17 protein-coding genes are annotated in these 17,844 nt (G+C 66.5%); 13 read left to right on the top strand and 4 right to left on the bottom strand.

What is annotated here, in order from left to right; genetic code table 11:
* The first annotated feature begins 36 nt into the window (after positions 1–36).
* From ettA to QQS52_RS04530, 4 genes are all read left to right on the top strand, one after another.
* Complete coding sequence (ettA, locus tag QQS52_RS04545; RefSeq protein ID WP_472772870.1) at positions 37–1,707, top strand: energy-dependent translational throttle protein EttA; 1,671 nt, start codon at positions 37–39, stop codon at positions 1,705–1,707.
* A gap of 33 nt (positions 1,708–1,740) precedes the next feature.
* Positions 1,741–2,145 carry an acyl-CoA thioesterase gene (locus QQS52_RS04540; RefSeq protein WP_448233391.1) on the top strand — a complete coding sequence of 135 codons (405 nt, stop codon included), beginning with the start codon at positions 1,741–1,743 and terminating at the stop codon, positions 2,143–2,145.
* The gene (locus QQS52_RS04535; protein ID WP_472772771.1) at positions 2,146–2,784 is read left to right on the top strand and encodes a DUF8185 domain-containing protein; all 639 of its coding nucleotides are present in this window, start codon (positions 2,146–2,148) and stop codon (positions 2,782–2,784) included.
* Positions 2,785–2,909: 125 nt separating this feature from the next.
* Positions 2,910–3,917, top strand: a complete 1,008-nt coding sequence (locus QQS52_RS04530) for an HNH endonuclease signature motif containing protein (RefSeq protein ID WP_472772770.1) — start codon at positions 2,910–2,912, stop codon at positions 3,915–3,917.
* A 189-nt stretch (positions 3,918–4,106) separates the two neighbouring features.
* Here the strand turns inward: QQS52_RS04530 and QQS52_RS04525 are convergent, their stop codons facing one another.
* Both QQS52_RS04525 and QQS52_RS04520 read right to left on the bottom strand, forming a co-directional pair.
* Entirely contained in the window at positions 4,107–4,496 is a 390-nt protein-coding gene (locus QQS52_RS04525; RefSeq protein WP_472772769.1) for a globin domain-containing protein, read from the bottom strand.
* Positions 4,497–5,492, bottom strand: coding sequence for a mechanosensitive ion channel family protein (locus QQS52_RS04520; RefSeq protein WP_472772768.1), 996 nt, complete (start codon positions 5,490–5,492; stop codon positions 4,497–4,499).
* A gap of 151 nt (positions 5,493–5,643) precedes the next feature.
* On the opposite strand from QQS52_RS04520, the gene QQS52_RS04515 reads away from it, so the two are divergent.
* Positions 5,644–6,807, top strand: coding sequence for a cystathionine gamma-synthase (locus tag QQS52_RS04515; protein ID WP_472772767.1), 1,164 nt, complete (start codon positions 5,644–5,646; stop codon positions 6,805–6,807).
* Here QQS52_RS04515 and QQS52_RS04510 read toward each other — a convergent pair.
* A complete protein-coding gene (locus QQS52_RS04510) occupies positions 6,799–8,622 on the bottom strand; it encodes an FAD/NAD(P)-binding protein (RefSeq protein ID WP_472772766.1) in 1,824 nt (607 codons plus the stop codon). The two genes, QQS52_RS04515 and QQS52_RS04510, sit on opposite strands and share 9 nt — an antisense overlap.
* Positions 8,623–8,744: 122 nt before the next feature.
* Between QQS52_RS04510 and QQS52_RS04505 the strand changes: the two genes are divergently transcribed.
* The 8 genes from QQS52_RS04505 to QQS52_RS04470 all read left to right on the top strand — a co-directional run bounded on the left by QQS52_RS04505 (position 8,745) and on the right by QQS52_RS04470 (position 16,396).
* Positions 8,745–10,367 carry a TIGR04028 family ABC transporter substrate-binding protein gene (locus QQS52_RS04505; protein WP_472772765.1) on the top strand — a complete coding sequence of 541 codons (1,623 nt, stop codon included), beginning with the start codon at positions 8,745–8,747 and terminating at the stop codon, positions 10,365–10,367.
* Positions 10,367–11,338, top strand: a complete 972-nt coding sequence (locus QQS52_RS04500; RefSeq protein ID WP_472772764.1) for an ABC transporter permease — start codon at positions 10,367–10,369, stop codon at positions 11,336–11,338. The genes QQS52_RS04505 and QQS52_RS04500 overlap by 1 nt, the downstream gene beginning before the upstream one ends.
* A complete protein-coding gene (locus QQS52_RS04495; protein WP_472772763.1) occupies positions 11,331–12,137 on the top strand; it encodes an ABC transporter permease in 807 nt (268 codons plus the stop codon). The genes QQS52_RS04500 and QQS52_RS04495 overlap by 8 nt, the downstream gene beginning before the upstream one ends.
* A 19-nt stretch (positions 12,138–12,156) precedes the next feature.
* Complete coding sequence (locus tag QQS52_RS04490; protein WP_472772762.1) at positions 12,157–13,749, top strand: dipeptide ABC transporter ATP-binding protein; 1,593 nt, start codon at positions 12,157–12,159, stop codon at positions 13,747–13,749.
* Between the two features lie 51 nt (positions 13,750–13,800).
* Positions 13,801–14,991, top strand: a complete 1,191-nt coding sequence (locus QQS52_RS04485) for an alkylhydroperoxidase domain protein (RefSeq protein ID WP_472772761.1) — start codon at positions 13,801–13,803, stop codon at positions 14,989–14,991.
* Between the two features lie 19 nt (positions 14,992–15,010).
* Positions 15,011–15,670, top strand: coding sequence for an SDR family oxidoreductase (locus QQS52_RS04480; protein WP_472772760.1), 660 nt, complete (start codon positions 15,011–15,013; stop codon positions 15,668–15,670).
* A 127-nt stretch (positions 15,671–15,797) separates the two neighbouring features.
* Complete coding sequence (locus tag QQS52_RS04475; RefSeq protein ID WP_472772759.1) at positions 15,798–16,082, top strand: GntR family transcriptional regulator; 285 nt, start codon at positions 15,798–15,800, stop codon at positions 16,080–16,082.
* A gap of 83 nt (positions 16,083–16,165) precedes the next feature.
* Positions 16,166–16,396 carry a UTRA domain-containing protein gene (locus QQS52_RS04470; protein ID WP_472772758.1) on the top strand — a complete coding sequence of 77 codons (231 nt, stop codon included), beginning with the start codon at positions 16,166–16,168 and terminating at the stop codon, positions 16,394–16,396.
* A gap of 24 nt (positions 16,397–16,420) precedes the next feature.
* Here QQS52_RS04470 and QQS52_RS04465 read toward each other — a convergent pair whose 3' ends face one another.
* Positions 16,421–17,806: an anaerobic C4-dicarboxylate transporter gene (locus QQS52_RS04465; protein WP_472772757.1), complete on the bottom strand. Its 1,386-nt coding sequence runs from the start codon at positions 17,804–17,806 to the stop codon at positions 16,421–16,423.
* Between the last annotated feature and the right edge of the window lie 38 nt (positions 17,807–17,844).

Here is a 17,844-nt window from a genome sequence, read left to right as displayed (position 1 = left end):
GATAAAAACCTAACCCAATGGACGAAAAGGGGAATGATGGGCGAGTTCATCTACACGATGAAAAACGTGCGCAAGGCTATCGGCGACAAGGTCATCCTGGACAATGTCACCATGGCCTTCTACCCGGGCGCCAAGATCGGCGTCGTGGGGCCAAACGGCGCCGGCAAGTCCTCGATCTTGAAGATCATGGCCGGGCTGGACCAGCCCTCCAATGGTGAGGCTTTTCTGGATCCGGGCGCCACCGTCGGCATCCTGCAGCAGGAGCCGCCGCTGAACGAGGAGAAGACGGTCCGCGAGAACGTCGAGGAGGGCCTCGGCGACATCTTCGAAAAGAAGCAGCGCTTCGAGCAGATCGCGGAAGAGATGGCCACCAACTACACCGACGAGCTCATGGAAGAGATGGGCAAGCTGCAGGAAGAGCTCGACGCCGCCGATGCATGGGAGGTCGATTCCAAGATCGAGCAGGCCATGGAGGCCCTGCGTTGCCCGCCGTCCGATGCCCCGGTCACCAACCTCTCCGGTGGTGAGCGCCGCCGCGTCGCATTGGCCAAGCTGCTGCTGAGCGAGCCGGACCTGCTGCTGCTCGACGAGCCCACCAACCACCTGGACGCCGAGTCTGTCCAGTGGCTGGAAAAGCACCTTCAGGACTACCCGGGCGCCGTGCTGGCCGTGACCCACGACCGCTACTTCCTGGACCACGTTGCCGGCTGGATCTGCGAGGTCGATCGCGGCAAGCTCTACCCGTACGAAGGCAACTACTCGACCTACCTGGAAAAGAAGCAGGAGCGCCTCGAGGTCGCCGGCAAGAAGGACGCCAAGCTGCGCAAGCGCCTGAAGGACGAGCTGGCCTGGGTGCGCTCCGGCGCGAAGGCCCGCCAGGCCAAGAACAAGGCCCGTCTGGAGCGCTACGAGGAGATGGCTGCCGAGGCGGAGAAGTACAAGAAGCTCGACTTCGAAGAAATCCAGATCCCGACCCCGCCGCGCCTGGGCAACAAGGTCGTCGAGGTCAAGGACCTGGTCAAGGGCTTTGGCGACCGCGTGCTCATCAAGGACCTGTCGTTCACGCTGCCGCGCAACGGGATCGTGGGCGTTATCGGCCCGAACGGCGTGGGCAAGACGACCCTGTTCAAGACCATCGTCGGGATGGAAGAGCCGGATGCGGGCTCCGTGGAAGTCGGCGACACCGTCAAGCTGTCCTACGTGGACCAGAACCGTGAGAACATCGACCCCGAGGCCACCGTCTGGGAGGTCGTCTCCGGCGGCTTGGACTACATCCACGTCGGCCAGAACGAGATGCCCTCGCGCGCCTACCTGTCCGCCTTCGGTTTCAAGGGGCCGGACCAGCAGAAGCCGTCCAAGGTGCTCTCCGGCGGTGAGCGCAACCGCTTGAACCTCGCGCTGACCCTGAAGGAAGGTGGCAACCTGATCCTCCTGGACGAGCCGACAAACGACCTCGACGTCGAGACCCTCGGTTCGCTGGAAAACGCCCTCGAGAAGTTCCCGGGCTGCGCCGTGGTCATCTCCCACGACCGCTGGTTCCTGGACCGCACCTGTACCCACATCCTGGCTTGGGAAGGAAACGTGGAAGAAGGCAAGTGGTTCTGGTTCGAAGGCAACTTCGGCGACTACGAGAAGAACAAGGTCGAGCGCTTGGGCGAGGAGGCCGCCCGCCCGTCGCGCGTGACCCACCGCAAGCTGACCCGCTAAACAACGCAGTTAACCGCAGTTAAAAGGAGCAGGATGTCTATCCATACCCACGAGGTTCCGGTCCGGTGGTCGGATTTCGACCGCTACGGCCACTTGATGAACGCGAATTACGTCGAGCTGGCGCAGGAAGCGCGGCTGGCGTTCGCGGAAGACAAGTTCTACTCGCAGGGGCACGAATTCGCGGCTTTCGTGCGGCACCTGGACCTGGACTTCCGCCTGCCCATCGAGCCCCGCGGGACCACCTCCGTGGTGGTCGAGACGCAGGTCGTCGAACTGGGTAACAGCTCCTTGACCACCCGTCAGGAGATCAAGGACAGAAACGGCCGGGTCGCCTGCGTGGTGGAATGCGTGCAGGTCGCCGTGGACCTTGAGACCCAGCGCCCGCGCCCGCTCAGCGATGCCGAACGCGACATTCTCACCCAGGTAGGGGAAGAATAGGTGCCGAACGAGTCGCTGGACCTGCGCAACGGCGGTAAAGGCCTGCAGGTGCTGGTGAGCCGGGCGATTGGCATCGACGGCGGGTGCTCCGTGCGGCTGCGCCAGCTGACCGAGCACCAGGTTGATGTCTTCGTCACCACGCCTTTCGAGGTCGTCGTCTCGCGCCGCGTGGAGGGCGAGGCCTCCCGCGATGGGGCAGTGGTCTCCGCTTATCTGTTGCAGCAGGAGCTGCTCAAGCACAATGCCGCTGGCAAGCTGGAGCTGGGCCCGGCCCGCGATCCCATCTGGCCGGGCGCGCTACCGCCGATGGACGGCTTCCGGCTGCTGGACCACTTGCCGGTAGAAGTCGTGCGCGAGCTTGCCGATGCCGGCCAGGCCCTAGCCCGCCAGTTCTCCGGACCGTTGGGCCCGCCGTCGAGCCTGATGAACCAGACCGTGGTCACCGTCGAGGGCCATGGCAAGCAGGTCGAGGTGCCCATGCGCATGATTTTCGCCTGCACCAGCCTGGGGCTCATCCCCGGCTTCTCCGCGCCCACCGACGTTCCGCGGCACCTACGCGTCGCGGCAAAGGGCCGCTGGGTACGCCTTGATGCCCCCTTCGGCACCGTCTACCACTCCAACCGGCTGTCCTTGTTCTAGGAAGTTCTAGTTTTCCACAGGCTGCGGTTCCCGAGTGTTAACCATTGCACTCGGGCGGCGGAGTTATCCACAGGCGCGGGATGGTGCTCTTGTCGGGGTTGACGCGTGCTTTTAGCGTGTGAGGCATGACAGCAATGACAGCCTTGGACACTGTGAAAGCAGCGCACGCCATCTTCGCAGACGGGATCAGCTACCTGGACCTGTGCCGCCAGCTCAGCCTGCCCGCTTTGAAGGCTGTCATGTCCGACGTTGCCGCCACCGCGCACTGTCGTGCCTGCCACACCTTCTTCGGGACGACATCCTTTACGAAAAAGCAAGCCGCCGCCCGGAAAGCCGCCGCCGAATCCGGACACCACCTCGACACCCTCTTAGTGCTGGACAACGCCTTCCGCCGAGTACGCAACCAGGCCGACGCCTGGACCATGCTCATCGAATTGTGCAACACCCCCGGCACCACCACACAACTGCGCCGCCTAGCCAACCAAAAAGTCTTGGAGCTCAACCGCCCCGCCCCACCCACCGAAGGAATACGAGTCACCCGCCGCAAAAACGGACCCAACACCTTCTCCATTACCGGGGACCCGCAGCTGATAGAAAACCTCTGGGCATCAATTAAAACCATCCCCGACGTCGAAGCCTTGTTCAGCGGCGGCCTCGAAAAACAACCCAAAACCACCCACGTGGTCATCTCCCTACCCGACTGGGTACGCATCCTTACCGGCGACGGCGACGAGATCACCCTGCAGCTCAGCAACGGCACCACCATGACCGGAGCCGACTACATCCGCCAATGCCTACTCGATGCCGGCCTAGCCACCCTGGTGGACCCGAGGCGCGGGCCGGTCAACCAATACCGCTACCAACGGCACGCCTCGCCCAAGCAAAAAGACATGGCCAAAGCCGAAACCACCCGGTGCGCCTGGCCGAACTGCCGCAAACCAGCCGACGAGTGCCAAGTCCACCACATCCACCCCTGGGCAGACGGCGGCGAAACCAACCAAGAAAACCTCACCCTCCTGTGCAAGTTCCACAACTCCTGGAACGACGACGACCCGACCTACCCCAGACACGGCAGGATCAACCGAAGACACGGCACAGTCACCTGGGACCCACCCTGGAGCAACAGGCCCTAACGGCCAACGGCTGACACAGGGGTCAGCCGCGAGAACAAAACCGCGGGGCTGACGGCTGACGGCTGACACGGCGGTCAGCCGCGAGAGGCCGCCACAAGGAACAAGGCCAGCAGAAGCACACGACTGCCTAAACACGCGAAAAGGCGCCACGGAAACTACTCCGTAGCGCTTACTCGGCGTGCCGAAAAGCTAATCCGGTCGGTTGATGAGCATCGCGGCGACGCGCTGCATGTGATCCCAGATCATTGCGCGGTACGCCGGCGGGATGGTCTCCTCATCGATGTCGTCCAGGGAGGCGCCCATCAGGTCCAGCCAACGCTGGGCGGCGGCGGAATCGATGGGGAAGTGCACATGCCGCATCCGGAGGCGCGGGGCGCCGCGGTTGGCGTTGAACTCGGCGGGCCCGCCCCAATACTGCGCGAGGAACCACTGCAGCCGTTGCGCGGCGCCGTCGAAGTCCTCGGCCGGGTACATGGGCGCCAGGATGTCGTCGTTGCGCACGCGGGCGTAGAAACCTGCGACCAGGCGGCGGAAGGTCTCCTCGCCCCCGATGGAATCGTAAACGCTGCTGGGCTGCACTTAGTCCGCCTTCCGCATGATGCCCATGCCGTAGGGGTACGGGGTGGAAATGCCGGCGTCCTGCATGGCGTCCAGGATGTGCGCCTGGGCGTGGCGCTGGACGTGCCACTGCTGGCCGGGCATCGTCTTGATGGAAATACGGTAGGAGATGTAGTCCGGCTCCCAGTCGGAGATGCCGTTGATGACGGGCTCGTCGATGACCTCGTTGACAATCTCCGGATCCTTGATCGCGTGGTTGACGGCGTCCTCGATGACGCGCCACGCTTCCTTCGCGTTGTTGGACAGGCCCACTGGGATCTGCAGGCGGCAGATGGCGTAGTGGTCGGAGAAATTACCGATGCGCAGGATCTCGCCGTTGCGGACTGTCCACAGCGTGCCGTCGATGTCGCGTAGTTTGGTCACGCGCAGGGTGATGTCCTCGACGTCGCCGATGATCTCCTCGCCCACGTCGATGGTGTCGCCGATGCCGTACTGGTCCTCCAGCAGCATGAAAATGCCGGACAGGAAGTCCTTGACCAGCGACTGGGCGCCGAAACCAAGGGCAACACCAACCACACCGGCGGAAGCGATAAGCGGGGCGATGTTCACGCCCAGCTGGTCCAGGATGAGCAGGGCGGCCAAGCTCCAGATGATGATGCCCACGGCCGACTTGCTGACCCCGGCCAACGTCTTGATGCGGGACTTGCGCCGGTTTTCCTGGCTGCGGTTCATCGCGGCCTGCTGGCGGCTTTCCTCCTCCCGCTGCGCCTTGGTGGCCTTCGACCCCAGCGGCAGGCGCGGGATGGTCGCCCCGCTGGGGGTCTTGGAGGCCTTGGCGGCCAGCTGGTTGATGATCCGCCGCAGCACCCACTGGGCGATGACGGCGATCAGCAGAATGATGACGATCTTGACGGGTCGCTCCACGACCCACGAGCGGATCTGCTCGTCCTCCCACCAGTTGCTGACCGTGTTGACGGCAGTGGTGCTGGCGGAACTAGCTAACACTGTGAGACTCATGCACTCTCTTTCCTTGTTGACTCGGCTTCGATTGTAGTAAGCGCGGCCGGGCGTGGGCGCAGCAATGGCTACGGCGGCACAGGGCAGGTGGTGAATAAAAGGGTGGCGGCGGCGCGTCAAAAGTGGACAGCTTGGTCTAGGGTTGGGTGGCATGACGCAGCAGACGAAGCAAGAACTCGCCCAGGGATTTACCTCCCGCGCCATCCACGCCGGCTACCACCCGGACGGGCACATGGGGTCCATCAACGTACCCATCTACGCCTCCACGACGTTTGCGCAGGACGGCCTCGCGCAGCTGCGCGGCGGCTTCGAGTACGGCCGCGTGGCCAACCCGACGGTCCGCTCCCTGGAGCAAACCCTGGCGGCCCTGGAAGACGCCAGCTTTGCCCGCGTGTTCTCCTCGGGCATGGCGGCCATCGACACGCTCATCCGCATCTTGGCCCGCCCCGGCGATCACGTCATCCTGGGCAATGACGCCTACGGCGGCACCTACCGCCTGCTGCACCACGACTTTGGAGAGTGGGGCATTCAGTTGAGCGTTGTGGACACGACCAACCCGGACGAGGTCGCGGCCGCCGTGCGCGACAACACCCGGATTATTTGGCTGGAAACGCCCAGCAACCCGGCGCTGTCGGTCACGGATATCGCCGCCGTCGCGGAGGTGAAAAAGCACGCCGCGCTGGTGGTGGATAACACCTTCGCCACGCCCTATTTGCAAAACCCGCTGGACCTGGGCGCGGACCACGTGGTGCACTCGACCACCAAGTACCTGAGCGGCCACTCCGACGTCCTCGGCGGTGCCGTCATCACTAACGATGCCCACGTCGACGAGCGCCTCCTGTACTTCCAGGGCTGCGTCGGCGCGGTCTCCTCGCCTTTCGATGCCTACCTCACCGCCCGCGGCATCAAGACCCTGGGCGTGCGCATGGAGCGCCACTGCTCCAACGCGCAGGCGGTGGCGGAATACCTGGCCTCCCGCCCCGAGATCAGCAAGGTCTACTACCCGGGGCTGGAAGACCACTCGGGCCACGCGACGGCCGCGGGTCAGATGCGCGGCTTCGGCGGCATGCTCTCGGTGCGTTTCCATAACCCCGAGCACGCGGAGCAGTTCTGCCTGAACACGCGCCTGATTTGTCTGGCGGAGTCGCTGGGCGGGGTCGAGTCCTTGGTCGAGCACCCGCAGAAGATGACGCATGCTTCGGCGGAAGGCTCCGATCTGGTCCCGCCGGCGGACATGGTGCGCCTGTCGATTGGTATTGAGGACGAGGCCGACCTCATGGCCGACCTCGCCCAGGCGCTGGGCGCCCTAAGCTAGCAGGTCGCCGGCCGTGCGGTCGGTCTCCTGCAGCATCAGGGGATCGGTGCCCGGCATGGGAGAAATGGTGGTGTCCGGCCACTGGGCATAGGTGGGGATGCCGATGATGTGCAGCCGCTCGTCCACCGCGCCGTCGGGGTGGATGGTGCGGCGCTGCCACGTGGTCTCCGGCGAGCCCGTCGGGTGCCCGTGGTCGTGGAACGGCCGCGTGCGCGCCTGGAGCGACACCGACATCGGGTCGACGGCGTGGCGCACGTCGGGCTGGTGCATCCAGGCGTCGACGAGCCAGTCGGAGCTGGCCGCGCCGAAGCGGGTGCGCAGGGTGAACGCGTCGCCGATTTCCAGCTGCGGGTGGTCGCCCAGGAAGGTGACCAGGCCGGCATCGATGAGCGCGAGCAGCTGCTGGGTGCGAAACAGCGGCGGGCCGGAGCCTACCATCTGGCCAAACGCCATGAACTCGCGGTAGGCCCCGGTGCGCGAGGCCCAGCTCATGCGGCCTTCCGAGCCGGCGATGGAGGCGGGTTTGCGCGCCGCCGAAATCGCCCACAGGGCGGCCTTGAGGCGGGAGTTGCGCCCGGCCTGGGACTCGGCGATGTCGCGCTCGAGCCCGGCGGAGATGAAGCCGGTCGGGTCATCGCCGTCGTAGGCGGCCAGCGGGTTCATCCAGTAGTCGAGGAGGAACTCGCAGTTCAGCGCCGCGGAGAGCTCAGCCGCTAGGGCGGGCAGGGTGTCGGCGTGCAGCTTGGCGGCATCGATCTCGGCGGCGCGCTCGGGGTAGTAGGCGGCGTAGGCGTCGCGGACCAGGGAGGGCAGGACCTCTGCGCCGAAGTCGAAATCGTCGCCCAAGTCCGCCAGCGCCGCCTTAAAGCGGGACAGGTCGGCCTTCGGCGGCAGGGAGTGGTACTGGGACTTCGGCAGGTAGGGGTAGCCGCGCCCGGAGGTAACGACCAGCTGGGGCTCGCGGCCGGATGGCTGGTAGCGCAGGCCGCCGCGGGCGGAGTCGTCGGCGACGAACTCGCCGCCGCGGTTGATGGTCACCAGTGCCATGACGTCGAAGAAGCCCATACCGAGCCCGCGCACGAGCACCTTCTGGCCGGCCGGGATTTCCTCGACGGGCTGCTCGACGGGGTTGTCGGGGCGCACCCAGTTGAGATTCGCGGCGGCCAGGCGCTGCTCTTCCTCGTTGGCGGCCGGCACCTGCCAGCCGTAGGCCAGCACGGTCTTGTCGGCGGCCACCTGGGAGCCGTCGGCCAGGGTGAGCACGTCGTGATCGCCGGCGTCGGCGATGCCGGTAGCGCGGCTAAAGTGGTGGACCACCTCGACCTTATCGGGTAGCTGCGCCAGCGCGACGGTGAGCACCCAGCGCAGGTAGGCGCCGTAGAGGGCGCGGGAAGGGTGGGACTCGGGCCGGGACTCGTCGAGCTCGGTGGCAAAGGCGCGGTCGACGGTGGGCGGGAACTGGCGGAACAGCTCGACCTTGGCGTCGCTGATGCCGGCGGCGGTCGGGTCGTCGCCGCGCAGGAGCTGGATCCACTCGTAGAGGATGGGGCCTTCCAGCGCCGGGGCGGTGAGGGTGGACTCCGGTTCGGTGAACAGGGTGACCGCGCCGGCCAGGGTGTTCATGCACAGGGTGCGGGTCTGGCCGGTTTCCCAGATGCGGCCGGCGCCGTGCTCGGCGTCGTCGATGAGGTGCAGGGTGATAGGTGGGGTGGAGGGGTGCTCGTGGAGGTGGGCGGCGAGGCGCTCAATGACGGAGATGCCCCGCGGGCCCATCCCCACGATGGCCACGGCTAACGGTGCTGACAATGTCTTCATCCTTCATAGACGAGAGAATAAATTAGACTAGTTGGTCTACAGTAATGATACTAAACGGTCTAAACTGTGTTAAATTCGCAAGCAGTTAAAAGTTGAACTAACCCCGAAGAAGTATCATCACCGTGAAACTACGCAGAACCCTCACCAGTCTAGTCGTCGTGGCAGCGCTGGCCGCTGGGTGCGCCACCGCGCCGGAAGGGGAGGAAGGCGGCTCCGACAACATCCTGACGTACTTGGAGCCGCAGTTCTTCCGCACTCTCTACCCGCCGGCCGCCGGCTTCTACCCGAACGGCGGCGTGGTCAACCAGCTCACCGACCGGCTGCTCTTCCAGGACCCGGAGACCCTGGAGCTTTCTCCCTGGATTGCCACGAAGCTGCCCGAAGTCAACGAGGACGCCACCGAATACACCTTTAATATTCGCACGGACGTGACCTACTCCGACGGATCCCCGCTGACGGCGGAGAACGTGGTGGCGAACTTCGATCTCTACGGGCTGGGCGACAGCGACCGCACGCTGACTGCCTCCGAGCAGATCTCCAACTACGAGCGCGGCGAGGTTGTCGACGAAGACACCGTGCGTTTCCACTTCTCCGCCCCGTCGCCGGGCTTTTTGCAGGCCACCGCCTCCTACAACGCGGGCCTGCTCTCGGACGAGTCGCTCAAGCTGGACAACGAGGGCTTCGGCCCCGGCAACGCGCGCAACGTCATCGGCTCGGGGCCCTTCGTAGTCGAACACGAGGAGATCGGCACCGACCTGGTGTTAAAGACCCGCGAGGACTACGACTGGGCGCCGCCTCAGGCGCGCCACCAGGGCCGGGCCGCCATCGACGGCGTGCACTACATCCTGGCCGCCGAGGAATCCGTGCGCACCGGAGCGGTGCTGTCCGGCCAGGCGGACATCGCCCGCCAGATTTCGGCGCCGCAGGAAGACCTGCTGCAATCCCGCGGGGTCAACATCGTCACCCGCGGCACCAACTCGATGAACAACCAGCTGGCCTTCCGCTTCGGCCACCCGCTGCTGCAAGACCAGCGGGTGCGCGAGGCGATTATCCACGGCATCGACAGGCAGGAAATCCTGCGCGTGCTCTTCTCCGATTCCTACCCGCTGGCCACCTCCACCGTGGCCGAAACCGGGCTGGGCTACAAGGACCAGGGTGATGCCTACGCCTACGACCCGGACGCGGCGCGCGAGCTGCTGGCAGAAGCCGGCTGGGAACCGGGCCCGGACGGGATCCTCACCAAGGACGGCAAGCGCCTGGTGCTGCGCTCGAACACGGCGCTGCCGCAGCCGCGATCCAAGGAGGTCATGACGATGGTTCAGGACCAGCTGGGCGAGCTCGGCATCGGCGTGGAGATTAACGCCGGCGACCAGGCCACGCAGAACGCGGACGCTAAGGACATCGACAAGGTGCAGCTGTACCACTCCATGGTCGCGCGCGCCGACTACGACGCGATTACGTCCTTCTACAGCATCAACAACCGCGACGCCTTCCTCAACCAGGATTCCGCCGGCGAGCCCATCGACGCCCACTTGGAGCAGCTGCTCGACCACGTCGTCTCCGTCACCGGCACCCAGGAGCGCGAGCAGGCGGTCCAGGAGGCCCAGGATTACATCACGGAGAAGGCCTACGCGCTGCCGCTGTTCGAGGAGCCGCAGGTCTACGCGGTCGCCGAGGGCGTGGAAGGCTTCCGGCCGGAGGCCGTCGCCCGCCCCTGGTTCTACGAGGTGGAGGAGATTACCTAATGACCGGAAAGCAGATTTTGGCCCGTTTTGGGCAGGCACTGCTGGTGCTGCTGATTACCTACACGGTCGCGTTTTTCCTGCTGTCGGCGCTGCCGTCGGATGCCGTGCAGTCCCGCTTCGGCGACCCGGCGCTGGGTCTGTCGCAGGCCGAGATTGACGAGATCCGGGACTCGATGGGCATCGATAAGCCCCTGTGGGTCCAGTTCTTTACCTCGCTGGGCGGGTTTCTGGTCGGCGAGTTCGGCAATTCCACCGAGTCCGGCGCCCCAGTGGCCACGCTGATTGCGGACGCGCTGCCGCACACGCTGGCGCTGGCGACCTCAGCCATCGTGGTCTCTGTCGTCGTCGCCCTGCTGGTCGCCTTCGCCGCGACGCTGCCGGGCTTGGGCTGGATCGGCTCCTTCTTCCGCGGGCTTCCCTCCCTGCTGGTCTCCCTGCCAGGCTTCTGGGTCGGCATCCTGCTCATCCAGGTCTTCTCCTTCCAGCTGGGCTGGGTGCGCGTGATTGAGCCGGGCAGCATCGAGGGGCTTATCCTGCCCACGCTGACGCTGGCGGTGCCCATCTCCGCGCCGCTGACGCAGGTGCTCATCCGCTCCATCGAGCAGACGCAAGGCCAGCCTTTTGTCAACGCGGTGCGCGCCCGCGGCGCCTCGGAGGTCTGGATCTTCTGGCGCAACGTGCTGCGCAACTCCTTGCTCCCGGCGCTGACGATGGCCGGCCTGCTCTTCGGCGAGCTGGTCGGCGGCGCCGTGGTCACCGAGACCGTCTTTGGCCGCACTGGCCTGGGGCAGATGACCGCCCAGGCTGTGGCCAACCGGGACACCCCGGTGCTGATGTCGGTGGTGGTTATCGCCGCAGCCGCCTACGTGATCATCAACCTGGTCGTGGACCTTTTGTACCCGGTCCTGGACGTCCGCCTGCGGGGCCAGAAGGCCCCGTCCCGGGTGGCAGGAAGGAAGACCCATGTCTAAGCCCCGCAATCCCTGGACGCGCCCGACCTCGCTCGTGGCGATCGTCGTGCTGGTCATCGCCGCCCTCGCGGCGCTGTGGCCCGGCCTGCTGGCAAGCGCGGACCCGTACGCGGGCACCGACGTCGCCCTGCTGCCGCCAAGTAGCGAGCACTGGTTCGGCACCGACGCCGTCGGCCGCGACCTGTACGCCCGCGTCGTCTACGCAGCCCGTCAGTCCCTGGTCGGCGCCTTCATCGCCGTGGCTGTGGGCCTGGTGGTCGGCACCATTATCGGCGTGCTGGCCGGCAGCCTGCGCGGCTGGGTGGACACGGTCCTGATGCGCGTGGTCGACGTGCTGCTGTCCATCCCCGGCATCTTGCTGTCGCTGTCCATCATCATCGTGCTGGGGTTCGGCTCCGTCCAGGCGGCGGTGGCCGTCGGTGTCACCAGCATCGCCGCGTTTGCGCGCCTGGCGCGCTCCCAGGTCATCAGCGTGGCCGGGGCGGACTACGTGGAGGCCGCCTACGGCTCGGGCGCGCGCCCACTGCAGGTGATGGTGCGCCACATCCTGCCCAACTCGCTGACCCCGGTGGTGGCCCTGGCGACCCTGCAGTTCGGCTCCGCCATCCTGCAGCTGTCCATCCTGGGCTTTTTGGGCTACGGCGCCCCGCCGCCCACGCCGGAGTGGGGGCTTATCATCGCCGAGGGGCGCGACTTTATGGCCACGGCCTGGTGGCTGATTGTCATCCCGGGCCTGGCTATTGTCGCCGTCGTCATGGCCGCCAACCATCTCTCCCGCAACATCCGGGCGCAGGGCTAAACCACAAGGAGCAGAACTCGTGTCACTGTTAACTGTTACTGACTTGAACGTCTCCTACGACGGCTCCCCGGCGGTCCAGGGCGTGAACCTTGAGGTGGAGCCGGGCCAGATGACCGCCATCGTCGGCGAGTCCGGCTCGGGCAAGTCCACCTCGGCGCTGGCCATCCTGGGGCTGTTGCCGGACAACGCCGCCGTCGATGCCGGCTCCGTGACCTTCCAGGGCCGCGACCTGACCGGGCTTAGCCGCAAGCAATGGCGCGGCATCCGCGGCGCCCACATCGGGCTGGTGCCGCAGGATCCGAACAACTCTCTGAACCCGCTAAAGACCATCGGCGCCGCGGTGGAAGAGGGCATGGAAATCCACGGGCGTGGGGATCGGCGCGCCCGGGCGCTGGAGCTGCTGGAGCGGGTCGGCATCGATGACCCGGAGCGCCGCTACCATCAGTACCCGCACGAGCTGTCCGGCGGCATGAAACAGCGCGTACTCATCGCCGCGGCGGTGGCGCTGGAGCCAGAGCTTATCATCGCCGACGAGCCCACCAGTGCCCTCGATGTGACGGTGCAGAAGACCATCCTGGACCTGCTGGACGACATGCGCGAAGAGCTCGGCCTGGGCCTGCTGTTTATCACGCACGACCTGGCCGTGGCGGGTGACCGCGCGGACCAGATCGTGGTCATGGAGGCCGGCCAGGTCCGCGAGTCCGGCCTGGCGGCCACGGTGCTCACCGACCCGCAGCACCCGTATTCCAAGCGACTGCTTGCCGATGCCCCCTCCCTGACCGCCGCCGATTTCACCCGGCAGCAGTCCACCCCGGTCGCCGCCGGCACGAAGCCGTTGCTCCGGGTGGACGGCCTGATGCAGCGCTTCGGCGACTTCACCGCCGTGGACGGTGTGAGCTTCGAGGTTGCTAAGGGCACCACGCACGCGCTGGTGGGCGAGTCCGGCTCCGGCAAGACCACCACCGGCCGGTCCGTGGCGATGTTCAACCAACCGACCGCGGGCAGCATCTGGCTGGGCGGCACGGAGCTGACCGAGCTGGATGCGGCCGGCCGGCGCGAGGCCCGCCGCCAGGTCCAGCTGGTCTACCAGAACCCGTATAGCTCGCTGGACCCGCGCCGCACCATCGCGGATACCATCGCCGAGCCCCTGGTGAATTTCCGCGGGATGAAGCGGGCCCGGGCGCGGGAGGCTGCACGCGAGTTTATGGAGTTGGTCGCCCTGGACCCGGACATGGGCCAGCGCCTGCCGGCGCGCCTATCCGGCGGGCAGCGCCAGCGCGTGGCGATCGCCCGCGCCATGATCATTGAGCCGGAGCTGGTCGTGCTGGATGAGGCGGTCTCCGCCCTGGACGTGACCGTCCAGTCGCAGATCCTGCGACTGCTCGACGACTTGCAGCAGGAGCTGGGGCTGAACTATATCTTCATCTCCCACGATCTAGCCGTGGTCAACCAGGTCAGCGACACCGTCAGCGTGCTGGGGGCGGGCCGGCAGGTCGAATACGGCCCGACCGCCGAAGTTTTTACCAACCCGCAGGCGGATCTCACCCGCCGGCTCATCGCGGCCATCCCCGGCTCCCGCTACCGCGGTGGCGACCTAAACTTGGGCCTGTAAGAGCGAAAAGCGAAGAAGCAGCAAGCAGAAACAAAGAACCGAGGAGAAATAATGACCGATATCATCGACGAGCTGGCGCAGACCAGCCCCGCCGTTCGCCAGCTGCGCAACGCCCGGCCGGCGGCCCGCGAGAACGCCCAGCTGAGCTTCGCAGCGCTGCTCGAGCCGGCGGAGGCCGGCGAGTTTAGCCAGGCGGAGCGCTACGCCGTGGCCGCCTTCGTGGCGGGTATTACGCAGGCCGGCCTCCCGGCGGAGTTCTACCTGGACCTTTTAGGCGACGAGGACGAGGAGCTTCTCGCCCCAGTCAAGGAGGCCATCGCGGCCGGACAGCACCGCGGGCCCTACGCAGGCGGGGGACACAGCACCTTCGAAGGCCTGGGCGAGCGCCTGGGCGCGGCCTTCGACTTCGCGCACCTTCTGGTCTTCCACCCGAAGGACGCGGATCCGGCGACCATCGGCCACCTGGGCGCCAGCGGGTGGGGCCCGACGGGCATGGTTAGCCTGGCGCAGCTGATTAGCTTTTTGGCCTTCCAGTTGCGCGTGGTGCGCGGTATCGCGGTGTTGGGCGGCGAGGCCCCGGCCGCGCCGGGGGCCGTGGCGGAGACCCCGCAGGAGCGACCCGGCTGGGAGGTCACGGGCGGGGTGGAGACCCCCGAGGCGGTCCACCCGGGCCGCTTTGTCAACCACGCGCTGGGCTGGAAGCCCTGGGTGCCGGGGCTGAGCAAGGAAGACTTCACCGAGGAGCAGCGCGAGGCGCTGATTAAGCCGGAGCGCATCGAGCAGCCCTACTTCCGCCTGCTGGCCCGCGACCCCGCCGCACTGAAGGCCCGCACCCTGACGGACCTGGACATTTTCTACAACACCGACGGCGGGCTGGGCCGCGCGGAGCGCGAGCTGGCCGCCACGGTGGTCTCGCGCCTCAACGGCTGCGAGTACTGCGCCTCCGTGCACCAGCAGCGCTACGTTGACGAGGGCGGCGACTGGGAGACCATCGACCGCCTCCTCGACGACGGCGTCGACATCGATTTGGGGCGGGCGGACTGGGCCGCCATCCGGGATGCCGCGGTGGCCATTAGCCGGACCCCGCTGCAATTCGGCGCCGAGCACGTCGACGCACTGCGGGCGGCGGGCCTCGACGACCAAGCGGTCCTGGACGTTATCTATTCTTCGTCCTTTTTCAACTGGGCAAACCGCCTGATGCTCACCCTGGGCACCCCGGACGTGCCCCGGCGCTTCCGCTAAAGCGCCTAGACTGGCCGGCATGACTAACCAAGAACAGACCAAGACCGCCGTCGTCACCGGTGCCACAGGCGGGATGGGCCGCGAGATCGTCGCGGATTTGTCCCGCGACCACCGCGTCGTGGCCATCGGCCGCAACGCCGAGCGCCTCGCCGAGCTGGAGGGGCCCGGCGTGACCTGCGTGCGCGCGGACCTGACCGAGGACTTCGACCTGCCGGAGCTAGACCACGTCGACGTGCTGGTCCACGCGGCGGCGATTGCGCAGCGGCGCTCGGTGGCATCGGCCAGCCGGGACGACTGGGAAGGCCACCTATCCATCAACGTGGTGGCCCCGGCCATGTTGACCCAGCGCCTCCTGCCAGCGCTCAACCGCGCCGGCGGAACCGTGGTATTCATCAACTCCGGCGCCGGCCGCGGCGGCTTCGGCGACAACGTGGTCTACGCGGCCACCAAGCACGCGCTCTACGCCCTGGCCGACGGGCTGCGCAAGTCCGAGCACGGCATCCGGGTGAGCACCGTGGCGCCCGGGCCCACGGATACCGCGATGTTGCAGGGGCTGACCGACTACAACCGCGACGAGGTTATCGCCCCGGCCGAAATCGCGCGGGCGGTGCGCGCGGTCGTGGACGCCGGCCCGACCACGCAGCTGACCGAGATCCAGGTGCGCCCGCGCGTGGAATAGGTCGCGTGGGTCGAACACCTCGCGCAGATTCATGCGCTAAACTTAATCTGTGACTAAGCAGCCCAGTTCTAAGCCGGCCTACCTGGCCATCGCGGACGCTCTGCGGGGGCGCATCTAACGCGCCGAGTTGCGACCGGGCGACCGGTTTCCCACCGAGCGCGCGCTCGTCCACGAATTCAACGTCGCCCGCATGACGGTGCGGCACGCGCTGGATATCCTCCAGCTGGAGGGGCTTATTGATCGACGCCGCGGCCGCACCGGGGGCACGTTCGTGCGCACAACGGCGCCGGTGGTGGACTTGGGCCGCGTCGAGGACCGGGAGCGCAGCTGCGCAACGACGAAAACGAGCTCGTCATTGACGAGCTCGAGGAGTCTCACGTGCAGGTGCCGCCGAAGGTGGCGGAGTAGCTAGCGATTGCGGAGACCGACCGGGTCTGGTCCGTCAAGAGGCTGCACACCGTCGACGGGACCCCGGCGCTGTATTCGCACGACCTCGTGCCGGCGGCGGATCTGCAGGGCCACTGGGAGCGGCGGCGTCCGGCCAGCTACCGGCAGTCCTTGGAGCCGGCGCTGCCGAACGCGGTGGAGCAGAAGGCGCTGAGGATTTCGCGCACCACGCCTATCCTGCGGGTGCAGCGCTGCGCGCTCGACTTCGCCGGACGCCCTCTGGATTTCACCGAGATGGCATTGCGCGGCGACGTCGCGAAGCTGCACCTAGATATCTAAGGGGCGGGCGCGGGCCCCGCAGGGCTAGAGGAGAACCTGCGCGAGCAGGGAACCGACCACACAGGAGGTCAGCACCGAGATGGTGCCCGGGATGATGAAGGAGTGGTTGATGACGAACTTGCCGATGCGGGTCGTGCCCGTGCGGTCGAAACCGATGCAGGCCAGGTCCGACGGGTAGGTCGGCAGGATGAAGTAGCCGTAGGCCGCGCCGTAGAAGCCGACGATGACGGCCGGGTCGATACCCAGCTGCAGGCCGATGGGGGCGATGGCCACCAGGGCCGCGCCCTGGGAGTTGACCAGCTTCGAGACGATGATCAGCACGACGGCGTAGGCCCACGGGGCTTGGGCGACGACGTCGCCGAGGCCGGCCTCCAGGGCATCGATGTGCGCCTGGAAGAAGGTGTCCGCCATCCAGGCCACGCCGAAGACGGAGAAAACCGCGGTCATGCCGGCCTTGAAGACCGGGGTGCTGGCGATCTTTCTGTGGTCGACCTTGCAGCTCATCAGGATGACGGCGCCGGCGACCAGCATGACCATCTGGATGACCAGGTTCATCGACACCGGCGAGAGCTCGCCGTCTTCGCCCGGGACGAGCGGGCGCAGGAAGTCGAAGGCGCCGAGGAAGACCACGCAGACGATGGCGACCAGGAAGATGACTACGGAGCGCTTGGCTTCCTTGGGGAATTCCACGCCGATGAGCGAGTGGCTGGAGTTTTTAATGGAGTCCGCGAACTCGGGGTCCTGCATGCGCTCCTGGAAGACTGGGTCTTTGTCCAGGTCCTTGCCGCGGCGCAGGGACCACAGGGCGGCCAGGATGACACCGGACAGGGAGGCCGGGATGGCGACCATGAGGATCTGCGGGATGGAGTAGGCCTGGTCGATGGCGCCGGCGTGCTCGGCCAGGATGGAGGCCAGCGAGACGGTGGCAACCGAGACCGGCGAGGCGGTGATACCCATCTGGGCCGAGGTGGAGGCCACTGCCATGGGGCGCTCGGGGCGGATGCCCTTCTTCAGGGCGATGTCCTCGATGATGGGGAACATCGTGTAGACGACGTGGCCGGTGCCGCAGAGCACGGTCAAAAACCACGTGGTCAGGGGAGCGAGAATGGTGATGCGCTCCGGGTGGGCGCGCAGGATCTTCTCGGCGAATTGCATCATGACTTCGAGGCCGCGCGCCTGTTGGAGGGTCGCGGCGCAGCCGATAACTGCGATGATGGTCAGCATCACCGATACCGGTGGCTCGCCCGGGGCCAATCCGAAGACGAAGACCATGAGTAGCAGGCCGATACCGGAAATCAGGCCCAGGCCGAGCCCGCCGTAGCGGGTACCCAGCACCAGGGCAACAAGAATAATGACCACTTGCAGTACGATCGCCAGGACGGAGTCCGGGGCGAGGACAGTGGCTAACATCTAAGTGCCTTTCCACTAGTAACAAACAAGGGGGACAG

The sequence above is a fragment of the Corynebacterium sp. 1103A genome (genome assembly GCF_055700955.1).
The sequence above is the reverse complement of the archived record's forward strand: the minus strand, read 5'-3'. Positions and strand labels throughout refer to the sequence as shown.